The 12,583-nt window shown below is 37.0% G+C and carries 10 protein-coding genes; 8 read left to right on the forward strand and 2 right to left on the reverse strand.

Annotated elements, in window-relative coordinates; all coding sequences use genetic code 11:
- Positions 1-23 precede the first annotated feature (23 nt).
- The 4 genes from ppdK (at position 24) to trmL (ending at position 5,250) form a co-directional block, all read left to right on the forward strand.
- Complete coding sequence (gene ppdK / locus FYJ52_RS05790; RefSeq protein WP_154576279.1) at positions 24-2,654, forward strand: pyruvate, phosphate dikinase; 2,631 nt, start codon at positions 24-26, stop codon at positions 2,652-2,654.
- Positions 2,655-2,821: 167 nt separating this feature from the next.
- Positions 2,822-3,490 (forward strand): response regulator transcription factor, encoded by a 669-nt coding sequence (locus FYJ52_RS05795; protein ID WP_154576280.1) that lies wholly within the window; start codon positions 2,822-2,824, stop codon positions 3,488-3,490.
- 21 nt (positions 3,491-3,511) lie between these two features.
- Positions 3,512-4,753, forward strand: a complete 1,242-nt coding sequence (locus FYJ52_RS05800; protein ID WP_154576281.1) for a sensor histidine kinase — start codon at positions 3,512-3,514, stop codon at positions 4,751-4,753.
- Positions 4,754-4,782: 29 nt separating this feature from the next.
- Positions 4,783-5,250 carry a tRNA (uridine(34)/cytosine(34)/5-carboxymethylaminomethyluridine(34)-2'-O)-methyltransferase TrmL gene (gene trmL, locus FYJ52_RS05805; protein WP_154576282.1) on the forward strand — a complete coding sequence of 156 codons (468 nt, stop codon included), beginning with the start codon at positions 4,783-4,785 and terminating at the stop codon, positions 5,248-5,250.
- Positions 5,251-5,310: 60 nt separating this feature from the next.
- On the opposite strand, the gene FYJ52_RS05810 is transcribed toward trmL, so the two are convergent.
- Together FYJ52_RS05810 and abc-f are read right to left on the reverse strand one after the other, a co-directional pair.
- Positions 5,311-5,544: a hypothetical protein gene (locus tag FYJ52_RS05810; protein WP_154576283.1), complete on the reverse strand. Its 234-nt coding sequence runs from the start codon at positions 5,542-5,544 to the stop codon at positions 5,311-5,313.
- A 71-nt stretch (positions 5,545-5,615) separates the two neighbouring features.
- Positions 5,616-7,541 carry a ribosomal protection-like ABC-F family protein gene (abc-f, locus tag FYJ52_RS05815; protein ID WP_205960781.1) on the reverse strand — a complete coding sequence of 642 codons (1,926 nt, stop codon included), beginning with the start codon at positions 7,539-7,541 and terminating at the stop codon, positions 5,616-5,618.
- Between the two features lie 141 nt (positions 7,542-7,682).
- On the opposite strand from abc-f, the gene leuS reads away from it, so the two are divergent.
- The 4 genes from leuS (at position 7,683) to FYJ52_RS05835 (ending at position 12,577) form a co-directional block, all read left to right on the forward strand.
- Positions 7,683-10,094, forward strand: coding sequence for a leucine--tRNA ligase (gene leuS / locus FYJ52_RS05820; protein WP_154576285.1), 2,412 nt, complete (start codon positions 7,683-7,685; stop codon positions 10,092-10,094).
- 55 nt (positions 10,095-10,149) lie between these two features.
- Positions 10,150-10,599, forward strand: coding sequence for a ribonuclease HI (gene rnhA, locus FYJ52_RS05825; protein ID WP_154576286.1), 450 nt, complete (start codon positions 10,150-10,152; stop codon positions 10,597-10,599).
- A 96-nt stretch (positions 10,600-10,695) separates the two neighbouring features.
- Entirely contained in the window at positions 10,696-12,030 is a 1,335-nt protein-coding gene (gdhA, locus tag FYJ52_RS05830) for an NADP-specific glutamate dehydrogenase (RefSeq protein WP_154576287.1), read from the forward strand.
- 19 nt (positions 12,031-12,049) lie between these two features.
- The gene (locus FYJ52_RS05835; protein WP_154576288.1) at positions 12,050-12,577 is read left to right on the forward strand and encodes a hypothetical protein; all 528 of its coding nucleotides are present in this window, start codon (positions 12,050-12,052) and stop codon (positions 12,575-12,577) included.
- Positions 12,578-12,583 lie beyond the last annotated feature (6 nt).

Raw genomic sequence — 12,583 nt, forward strand, 5'->3', positions numbered from 1 at the left:
TTAGGATTTAGGAGGTTAATTTTATGACTAAATGGGTGTATTTATTTACCGAAGGTAATGCGAACATGCGCGAACTTCTCGGTGGTAAAGGCGCAAACCTTGCTGAAATGACCAATTTAGGGTTACCAGTTCCGCAAGGATTTACGATTACCACAGAAGCATGTACACAGTATTATGAAGATGGTAAACAAATCAATGATGAAATTATCGGACAAATCAAAGATTATATGAAAAAGCTGGAAGAAATTACCGGCAAAAAATTCGGCGATAAAGAAAATCCATTGTTGGTTTCAGTTCGTTCTGGCGCACGAGCATCAATGCCGGGGATGATGGACACAATCTTAAACTTAGGTTTAAATGAAGATGTTGTCGAAGCTATTGCTAAAAAATCAGGAAATCCACGTTGGGCATGGGACTGCTATAGAAGATTTATTCAGATGTTCTCTGACGTGGTTATGGAAGTTGGAAAAAAATACTTCGAAACTCTGATTGATAAAATGAAAGCAGATCGTGGGGTCAAACAAGATATTGATTTGAACGCTGACGATTTGAAGGAACTCGCAAACCAGTTTAAAACTGAATATAAGAACCAGCTTGGACAAGATTTCCCAGAAGATCCTGAAACACAATTAATTGAAGCGGTTAAAGCTGTATTCCGTTCGTGGGATAACCCAAGAGCAAATGTCTACCGTCGCGATAACGACATTCCATATTCCTGGGGAACAGCTGTAAATGTTCAGGAAATGGTCTTTGGTAATATGGGTGAATCTTCTGGTTCAGGTGTCGCCTTTACACGAGATCCTGCAACCGGAGAAAACAAATTTTACGCGGAAGTTCTGATGAACGCACAAGGCGAAGACGTCGTTGCCGGTGTGCGCACACCGATGAAGATTGAAGCGATCAAGGAAAAATTACCAAAAATTTATGATCAGCTGCTTGACATTGCGAATACGCTGGAAAATCATTATCGCGATATGCAGGATATGGAATTTACCATTGAAGAAGGTAAATTATTCATGCTCCAGACGCGTAACGGGAAGAGAACAGCAAAGGCTGCTTTGAAGATTGCCAATGATTTAGTCAAAGAAGGCAAGATCGATAAGAAAAAAGCTGTCCTTGATGTGGAACCGAGAAATTTGGATACACTGCTTCACGGATCATTTGTCAAATCAGAATTAGATAAGGCAGAACAAATTGGAAAAGGCCTTCCGGCTGCACCTGGTGCTGCAAGTGGTAAAATTGTCTTTACAGCTGAAGATGCTAAAGAAGCAGCTGCCGATGGTGAAAAAGTTGTCCTGGTTCGTCTTGAAACTTCACCGGAAGACATTGAAGGAATGAAAGCAGCACAAGGGATTTTGACCGCCCGCGGTGGTATGACTTCACATGCTGCTGTTGTTGCTCGTGGTATGGGCAGCTGCTGTGTTGCTGGATGTTCTGATATCGAAATGGACGAAGCCAATCGTACGTTTAAATTAGGCGGACATACTTACACAGAAGGCGATATTATTTCTTTCGATGGCTCTACAGGAAATATTTACGATGGACCGTTGGATGTTCAAGAAGGCTCTATTGACGACGAAGATTTTGCCACAATTATGAAATGGGCAGATGAATTTAGAACCATGCAAGTCAGAACCAATGCAGATACACCTGAAGATGCAGCAAAAGCTGTTGAATTAGGTGCGGAAGGTATTGGCCTCTGCCGTACTGAACACATGTTCTTCCAAGGCGATCGCATCGATGCCTTTAGAGAAATGATTTGCTCCGATACTGTTGAAGAAAGAGAAGAAGCCTTAGAAAAGATTTTGCCGCTGCAGCAAGGCGACTTTGAAAAATTATTCGAAACCCTGGCCGGACGTCCGGTTACTATTCGTTTCTTAGATCCACCATTGCATGAATTTGTTCCGACAACTGAAGAAGAAATCCAGAAAGTTGCGGATGCAAAAGGTAAATCTGTTGAACAGATTAAAGCAATTATCAGCAGCTTACATGAGTTCAACCCAATGATGGGTCATCGTGGATGCCGTCTGACGGTAACGTATCCTGAAATTGGCGTTATGCAGACAAAAGCTGTCATTCGCGCGGCATTGAATGTTCAGAAGGCTCATCCTGAATGGACAATTGTTCCGGAAATTATGATTCCTTTGGTTGGTGAAATCAAAGAAATGAAATTTGTCAAGGATGTTGTCGTGAAAACAGCGGACGCAGAATTAGAAGCTGTTGGTTCTGACATGCAGTACAAAGTTGGGACAATGATCGAAATTCCGCGTGCCTGCTTAACAGCTGACGAAATTGCAAAAGAAGCGGAATTCTTCTGTTTCGGTACTAATGACTTAACCCAAATGACATTTGGGTTCTCACGTGATGACGCGGGTAAATTCCTTGGTTCATATTATGATAATAAAATATATGAAAATGATCCATTCTCAAGACTCGATCAGGATGGTGTTGGCCAACTTATGAAAATGGCAATTAAAAAAGGTAAAGCAACTCGTGCTGATCTCCATTGCGGCATTTGCGGCGAACATGGTGGCGATCCGACATCTGTTGAATTCTGCAATTCATTAGGTTTGGATTATGTTTCTTGTTCACCGTTTAGAGTTCCAATTGCAAGACTTGCCGCAGCACAAGCAGCAATTAAACAGAATGCGTAATTCTTAAATAGCTAAATTCACGCCAGCAGATTAATCTGCTGGCTTTTTATGTGTGTGAAATATTTTATTGTCGACAAAAGGGCAGGCATATAATAGGTTAGATCCATTCAAACAGAATTAAGACAGAATCGATATAATCGTTCGTAAAATTATTTGAGGTGAATATAATGCGAATATTATTTATAGAAGATGAAACAAAAATAACAGATGCATTAAAAGAATTGTGCCGAATCCAAAGTATAGATTGTGATGTTGCAAATGATGGCGAAGAAGGATTACTTTTTGCATTAAATCCGATATATGATGTTGTTGTTTTAGATATTATGTTGCCGGGGAAAAATGGTTTGGAAATTTTAAAAGAAGTGCGAGATCACGATATTACAACACCCATTTTACTCTTGACCGCGAAAGGAACTGTTGACGATAAGGTAAAAGGACTTGATTTGGGTGCAGACGATTATTTGGTTAAGCCTTTTTCAGCAAAAGAACTTTTTGCGAGAATTCGCGCATTAAGCCGAAGACCGGATAATGAAATTAAAGGGGAATGTATCGATTTTGAAGATGTCTCTTTTAATACAAAGAAGAATACATTGATAACGAAATCCGATGAATATAAATTGTCAGTAAAAGAATCAAAAATATTGGAAATGCTTATCAAACGTCCCAATCAGGTTTTTACGAGAGAACAAATATTAGATCGTGTCTGGGGATTTGATAAAGAGGTTAATGAAAACAATATTGAGATCTATGTCCATAATTTAAGAAAAAAATTAGCCGATACAGATGTAAAGATTGATACCATCCGAGGTGTTGGATATACAATGGGCAAACGTTAATAAAGACCGTGGGAGACGTCAATGTTTAGAGAAATTAAAAAGCAGATCACGCTTTTTAATATATTAATATTAATTGCCTTTTTGGTTTTTTTTATTGCACTTCTTATGTTTATGTGGCGATGGACATACGTGAATTTCAGTGAGCGTTTTTTAGTTCAGACAACTCAAAATATTATCGATAGTGAAAAATATGAGACGAGAAAAAACACGAATTATAATGGTCACGCCAGTAACTATGAATTTATTTTATGGGATGCCGATCACCATACCGAGCATATGAAGGTATTTAATGATTCGCTGATTCTCAGGGGACATGAATTGCTTCAAGATACGAAGTTTAATCAAACATTTCGTACCTTCGAAACGAATCATATCACTTATCGCGTTTATTCAAAACGTTTTAAAAAAGATAATGAGGTAAAAACGTTACAAGTTTTCCAGCAGATCAGTAATGAACAAAATTTTACAAAAACAGTATTTATTATTTTATTGTTTTTTGGGTCAGCAGGGATTCTAATATTGATTCCAATTAGTTATTTTTTAGCTGGGAAATCACTTCAACCTGTCAAAGAATCTTACGAAAATCAGAAAAAGTTTATTGCTGACGCTTCTCATGAATTGCGCACACCCTTAACAGTCATTCAAACGAATGTTGAAGTGTTACGGATGAAAGAGGATGAAATATTATCAGAAAATATCCATTGGCTTAACAATATTTCATCTGAAAGTGAGACCATGTCAAAACTGATTGCGAACTTGTTAACCATCGCACAAGCAGATAATAATCGACTTGTATTTAATAAAAAAGTGTTTGATTTGAGTGCTTTGTGCGCAGAAGTTTATGATTTAATGTTTGATTTTGCAAATCAGCAGGAAATTACTTTAAGGAGCGATATTCAACAAGATATTGAATACAAAGGCGATGAAGATAAACTTAAACAAGCTATCCGAATTTTAGTGGATAATGCCATCAAATATACGATTGCACCAGGGACTGTGACAATCAGATTGACAGCGTCTATGCGTTCCATTCAAATTGCAGTAATAGATACTGGCATTGGCTTGTCAAGCGAAGATAAGAAGAAAATTTTTGAACGTTTTTACCGCGTCGACGATGCCCGACATCGCGAGCAAGGCGGTTTTGGTTTGGGATTAAATATTTGCAATTTAATTGTCAAGCAGCACGGCGGGAAAATAACGATAGATTCTGAATTAGGGAAGGGAAGTACATTTACAATTACGCTTCCAAAATATTCATTATAACGAATGATAGAAAGGCTGTTTTATTCATTATGCTAAATGTTGTTCTTTACGAACCAGAAATTCCGCAGAATACAGGTAATATTGCGAGAACCTGCGCTCTGACAGAAACAAGACTACATCTGATCGAGCCACTGGGTTTTTCAATTAGTGATAAAGCCGTTAAAAGAGCGGGCTTAGATTATTGGAATTTGGTTGATATTTCAGTTTATATTGATTTTGAATCGTTTCTGGAAAAGAATAATTACCCGCAACCATATATTTTAACGACCCACGCGACAAAAAATTATGCAGAGATCAAATTTAAAGATAATGATTTTCTCATGTTCGGAAGGGAAACAGCTGGATTACCGGAAGTAATTCATAAGCGTTTTTCTGACAGAAGGTTTAGAATTCCAATGAGGGATCATCCTGAAGCAAGATCATTGAATCTGGCTAATTCTGTAAATATCGTTTTGTACGAAGCGCTACGGCAAAATCAATTTTTTAATTTGATTTAAGCAAAAAGCTGTTATTGTGATATTTTGCAATAACAGCTTTTTTCAATATGTATTTAATAACTAGTCTACATCAAAAGGAATTGCTTCAAAAACGTCTTCCATATCTTTTCGATCCGCGTAATATATTTTTTTAATTAATGGATTGATAATTAAGTTAATGTACTTAGCATCTGGAGTAGTGGGTTCTGGCTTGGCAGCATAAAGAATATAAATCATTTCATTTCTTGTGGTGTAGCGGACATCTTTAAATAATGTATTGAGTATTTTTTTCTCTTCTTTGGATAAATTTAACATATTGGAAAAATCTCCGAATTTTTATTTTTATAATAATATTTTTTTATCATGCAGGCAAGCTAATAATTTATTTAAATTCTATCTAATTTTATTGCTAAATCTTCCCATTGTTCAGTGAGTTCTGATATTTTTTCTTTTAATTGGGAATAGTCAGCAATTTTTTGATCGGCAGTTTCTTGATTATTATAGAATTGAGGCTGATTCATTTCTAATTCAATTTGTTTGATTTGTTCGGATAAAATATCAATTTGATTTTCAAGTTTTTGTAGTTCTTTTTTCTGATTTCTAATTTGCTTTTGAATGGCGTGCTGATTTTTGTTATCCTGCTGTTTTTCACTATGTATTCGACTAGATTTTTTTTCTTGCATGTGTTGATGTGTTGTACGATACATCAAATAATCGTCGTAATTTCCGGGAAGATCAAAAATATGGCTTGGCGAAATGGATAAAATACGTGTGGCAACTTTGTTGAGAAAATAACGGTCGTGAGAAACAGTAATAATCGTTCCTTCATAATTCATTAAAGCATTTTCGAGTATTTCCTTTGTGTCCATATCAATGTGATTTGTCGGTTCATCTAAGAGCAACAGATTAGCCTGTGAGATCATAAGCATGGCCAAGCGAAGACGCGATTTTTCGCCACCAGATAGTTCAGTTACTGTTTTAAAAACAGCATCGTTTCTAAACATAAATTGTGCTAGAATATTTCGGATTTCACCGTCAGATAGTTTGATATTTACGGTGCGCAGTGCATCAATAAGCGTTTCCGAATGATTAGATAATGTATCATCGGCTTCTTGAGAATAATAGCCGATATGCACATTTTCTCCGAATACAAGTCGGCCAGAGTCAGGTAGTAATTCCCGTTTGATTATTTTAAGAAGTGTTGATTTTCCAGTGCCATTTGGGCCAATAATACCAATGCGGTCGCCTCGAAAAACATCGATATTTAAATCAGAGTACAAAGATAATTGATCAAATGATTTTGATAAATGCTTGATTTTTAACACATCGTCAGATGATCGAACACTGGGAGACAATGAAAAATGAAAATCGAAATTTTCGGAAAAAGAACGCATGTTTGAATAATCATTTTTAATTTTGTCTAATTTTTTTTCGCGACTTTTTGCGCGTTTCGTGTTTTTAGTTGTAAAGTTGCCTCTTAATTTTGAAATGATTGCTTCTTCGCGGTCGATTTCTTTTTGAACTTGCTCGATTTTTTTTTGTTCTGCTTGATCGTGCTTTTTCTTTTTATCAAGGTAAGATGTGTAATTACCTTCAAAATGAATCAGTTTTTCATTTTGAATCTCTGAAATAGATGTGCACACAGAGTCTAAAAGGTATCGGTCATGTGAGATAACGATAAATGCATTGGGATAGTTCTTTAGATAATTTTCTAACCAGTTTAAAGATTGGATATCAAGATAGTTAGTTGGTTCATCTAGAAGCAGAAGGTCAGGTTCTTGTAAGAGTAATGAACCGAGAGCAATTCTTGTTCTTTGTCCGCTGCTGAAAGTATTGATTTTGCGATTTAAATCGTCATCATTAAAACCGAGTCCTGCAACAACACCTCTAATGCGGCTGGGATAGGCATATCCGCCATTATTTTTATAGGTTTCCTGTAATTCTCCCAATTTGATAACTGCAGTTTCTTGTTCTTTACCGTCGACACAGTCAATTGTTTCTTGGAGAATGTGCATTTCCTTTTCTAATTCAATCAATGATTGAAAATACGACAAAAAAACTTCCTGAAGTGTTAAATCGGAATTGAAGATTTGTTCTTGTTTTAAATAGCCGATTTGACTAGAGGTGTGATAATAAATTTTGCCAGAATCGGGCGAAAGTTCATGAGTTATCAACTTAAAAAGAGTGGTTTTACCGGAACCATTTTGTCCAATTAGACCTAGTTTTTGATGTTCTTTTATAGAAAATGTTAAACCATTGAAAATTTGATGTTCACCGTAACCGAAACATATATGATCTGCATTTAATAACATTGTCATCCTCTTTTCTAAATATAGATAAATATGATAGCAGAAAGAAAAGAAAAATTCTATAAGTTACGATTAACCAGTTTGACACAAATAATTACGATGTCTATAATAAAGGGACGAATGAGAACAATTATGGAGGTTCCAATGGAAAGATATAATCACGAAAAGGTTGAAAAAAAATGGCAACAAATTTGGGAGGATACCAACGCTTTTAAAGCAGAAGATAATTTTGACAAACCTAAATTTTATGGATTAGTGGAATTTCCATACCCAAGTGGCGTTGGTTTGCATGTCGGTCATGTTCGCGCGTATACTTCTTTGGAAGTAATTGCTAGAAAACGCAGAATGCAGGGCTATAATGTTTTGTTTCCAATTGGATTTGATGCGTATGGACTGCCTACGGAGAATTACGCGATCAAAACAGGACAACATCCGAGAAAAGTCACTGATCGAAATATAGAGGTCTTTACACAGCAATTGAAATCGATTGGGTATTCATTTGATTGGGATCGCGTGATCGATACGACAGATCCAGACTATTTTAAGTGGACACAGTGGATATTTTTGCAAATGTATAAGCATGGCTTGGCTTATAAAGACCATACTTATGTTAATTTTTGCACGCATTGCAAAGTTGTTTTATCTAATGAAGACTTTAGAGATGGAAAATGCGACCGATGCGGCAGTGACGTTATTCAAATGGAAAAGGATGTATGGTTTTTAAAGATTAGGGATTATGCAGAAAAATTGTTAAAGGGGCTGGATGATGTTGATTATCTGCCGCGCATTAAAACTGAACAGAAAAACTGGATTGGTAAATCCATTGGCGCTGAAATAGATTTTAAAATCAAAGATCATGAAGAAAAATTAAAAGTCTTTACGACACGAGCAGATACTTTGTTTGGCGTGACATTTATGGTTATTGCGCCTGAGCATCCGATTATCGAAAAATTATCTTCAGAAATTCTTAATATGGATGAAATTCTCGATTATAAGAAGGAAGCGCAGCACAAAACAGAATTTGAAAGAGTTCAGTTAGTAAAGGACAAAACAGGTGTAAAAATCAACGGCATCACAGCGATTAATCCTGTTTCTGGTAAAGAAATCCCGATTTTTGTGGCAGATTATGTCATGATGGGATATGGAACTGGTGCAATTATGGCGGTCCCAGCTCATGATACAAGAGACTGGGATTTTGCGAAGAAATTTGATCTTCCTATAATCGAAGTTATTAGTGGCGGAAATGTCCAGGAAGAAGCTTTTACGGACGTGAGTTCAGGCACATTAGTAAACTCAGATTTTTTAAATGGGTTAGAAGTCAAAGAAGCCATTCCAACGATGATCCAGTATTTAGAAGAACATCATATTGGGAAAAAGACCATTAATTATAAGATGAAAAATTGGGCTTTTAACCGACAACGTTATTGGGGTGAACCCATACCAATTGTTTATTGTGAACACTGCGGAACAGTGCCAGTTCCTGAAAAAGATTTGCCGGTTGAACTTCCAAAGGTTACACATTATGAACCAACAGATACAGGCGAGTCACCGTTAGCGGATATTCCAGAATGGGTTAATACAACTTGTCCGGTTTGCGGCGGCCCGGCAAAAAGAGAAACGGATACCATGCCGCAATGGGCGGGATCAAGCTGGTATTTTCTGCGCTACACAGATCCACATAACACCGAAGCTTTAGCTGATATGGATAAAATGAAGTATTGGCTTCCGGTAGATTGGTATAATGGCGGAATGGAACATGTCACGAGACACTTATTGTATTCGCGGTTTTGGCACCAATTCCTTTATGATATTGGCGCTGTTCCAACAAAAGAACCGTATAAAAAGCGTACTGCTCAGGGTTTGATTTTAGGATCAGACGGAGAAAAAATGAGTAAATCAAAGGGGAATGTTGTAAACCCCAATGATATTATCAATGAATACGGTGCAGACGCTTTAAGAACGTACATCATGTTTATTGGGGATTATGAAAAGCCAGCACCTTGGTCAGAAAATGGACTCAAAGGCTGCAATCGATTCTTAGAAAGAGTCTGGAGACTTCAGGATTCAGTGATCGACAAAAATGTTTACAGTGATGCGCTTGAAGGCGATATGCACAAAACGATTAAAAAGGTCAGCGAAGATTATGAAGCGATGAAATATAATACAGCGATTGCTGCGTTAATGTCCCTTCTGAATCGTTTTACTGAAGTCGGAACGGTAACCAAGGCAGAGTTCGGCGACTTTTTAAAATTATTATATCCAGTAGCGCCGCATATGACAGAAGAGCTTTGGGAAATCATAGGTCAACCGGGCATGCTGCATCAGGCATCATGGCCAACTTTTGATGAAGAAAAGACCATAGACAATATCATTGAAATGGCTGTTCAAATCAATGGGAAAGTTAGAGGAAAAATTCAGATTGCCATTGATGCTGATCAAGAAACTGCACATAATATGGCACTTCAGAATGATAATATTAATAAATTCATCCAAAACAAGCAAATTGTAAAAGAAATTTACAGACCAGGGAAGATTTATAACATTGTTGTAAAATAAAACACATAAGCAAAGGGATTATTAGAAAATAATCCCTTTTTATATATAAAAGAAAATGAAAAAAGTTAAAATTTATACAGATGGTGGCTGTCGAGGAAATGGCCAATCCAAAGAAAACGTCGGTGGTATTGGTGGAATATTAATATATGGTGATTACCAAAAAACATTTAAACAAGGTTTTAAGAATACAACGAATAACAAAATGGAATTGTTAGCTGCAATTACAGGCCTCCAAATGTTGAAAGAACCTTGTGAGGTTGCCCTTTATTCTGATTCGGCCTATGTTGTCAATGCATTTAATCAGCATTGGGTCGATGGTTGGGCACAAAAGGGATGGAAAAGAGGAAAAAATTCAGAATTAAAAAATGCCGACCTGTGGAAGACATTGTACAGTTTGGCAAAAATACATCGTGTGTCCTTTATAAAAGTTAAAGGGCATGCAAATGATCATTATAATAATAAAGCAGATCAATTGGTCAACCAAGCGATGGATGAAGTGAATTAATATGATGTAAAAAAATCTTGCACAGGTATATTCCTATAGATTATAATAAATACGGTATTTTATTGTCATGCAGTTGTTTATTAGGAGGTATAAAATATGTCATATGTTGACGAAGTGTATGAACGGGTTGTTAAAAAAAATCCAAGTGAACCAGAATTTCACCAAGCTGTAAAGGAAGTCTTGGAATCTCTTGCTCCTGTAATAGAAAAACATGAAGAAGAATTCAGAAAGGTAGCTTTACTGGAAAGATTGACCGAACCAGAACGTGTTGTTTCTTTCCGTGTACCTTGGACTGATGATCAAGGCCAAGTGCAGGTTAACAAGGGATTCCGTGTTCAATTTAACTCTGCAATTGGGCCGTACAAAGGTGGGTTGCGTTTTCACCCAACAGTCAACCAAGGGATTTTGAAATTCTTAGGATTTGAACAAGTTTTCAAGAATTCACTAACAGGGCTTCCAATTGGCGGTGGTAAAGGTGGTTCTGATTTTGATCCAAAAGGGAAATCAGATGCTGAAGTCATGCGCTTCTGTCAAAGCTTTATGACAGAATTATACAAATATATCGGTGCTGATCAGGATGTGCCGGCTGGAGATATCGGAGTAGGCGGACGTGAAATCGGATTTTTATACGGTCAGTATAAAAGAATTACCGGCCTGTATGAAGGTGTTTTGACAGGAAAAGGTCTGACTTGGGGCGGTTCTCTTGCGAGAACAGAAGCTACCGGATATGGTCTTGTCTATATTGTTGAAGAAATGTTAAAGCATGTGGACAGCAGCTTAGAAGGCAAAACAGTTGTTATTTCCGGTTCTGGTAATGTCGCAATTTACGCAACAGAAAAAGCTCAGCAGTTAGGCGCAAAAGTTGTTGCTTTATGTGATTCGACCGGATATATCTATGATCCAGATGGCATTCAGCTGGATATTGTTAAAGATATCAAAGAAGTACAGCGCGGAAGAATTAAAGAATACGCTGATCAAGTTGCTTCTGCTGAATATCATGAAGGAACAGGCATTTGGAGTATTCCATGTGACATTGCACTGCCGTGTGCAACACAAAACGAATTGGATCTTGACGACGCCAAACAGTTAGTTGCTAATGGTGTTCGTTTAGTTGCTGAGGGTGCAAATATGCCGACAACCATCGAAGCAACGCAGTATCTGCAGGAAAACAGCGTTTTGTTTATGCCTGGTAAGGCAGCAAATGCTGGCGGTGTAGCAACCTCTGCATTAGAAATGACGCAGAACAGCGAACGCTTGAGCTGGTCTTTCGAAGAAGTTGATGCTAAATTAAAGGATATTATGGTCAATATCTACGCGAAGGTGTCGGATGCAGCAAAACGTTATGACCAAGAAGGGAATTTCGTTGTTGGAGCAAATATCGCGGGATTTGAAAAAGTTGTTGATGCTATGATGGCCCAAGGACTTGTTTAATTACAATTGAGGAAATTGATTGTCCTGCTTTCCTTTAATGGAAGAGCAGGACTTTTTTGTATATTATTTATACATAGTTGTACGCATTGAGGTGATTATTATCAAAGCAACCAAAAAACAAATTCAGGCTATGAAAAATTTGTATCAGAAGTCCGATGTTGAAGCACTTGAAAAAATGATCAAGTTACATTGGGAAAAAATAAAAGAAATTGTTAATAGCGACGGTGATTCAACTGAATTGGCGAATAATGTTGTGATGTTATTTCATTTAGTTTTCAATGAACGCATGCACATGCTTTCAACTTTTGATCCCAAAGCCTATGAACGTGCTGTGAATGACGTCCAAGATAAAAAGATTACACAGAGGGATTTTTCAAAGCTTGTATTTAAAAATTTAGATTCTGCAAAACAAAATTTTGCATTTGGACAAACATATAATAGTATGGACCGATTAGTGAGCAATACCATAAAGGATATCAGGGTTTTTATGCATAAATACCCACAATATGAGGAGTCGATCCGGGCGATTTGGCAGTCGGAACATTAAGGAATT

The organism is Pseudoramibacter porci (assembly GCF_009696145.1).
Classification (GTDB): Bacteria; Bacillota; Clostridia; order Eubacteriales; family Eubacteriaceae; genus Pseudoramibacter; species Pseudoramibacter porci.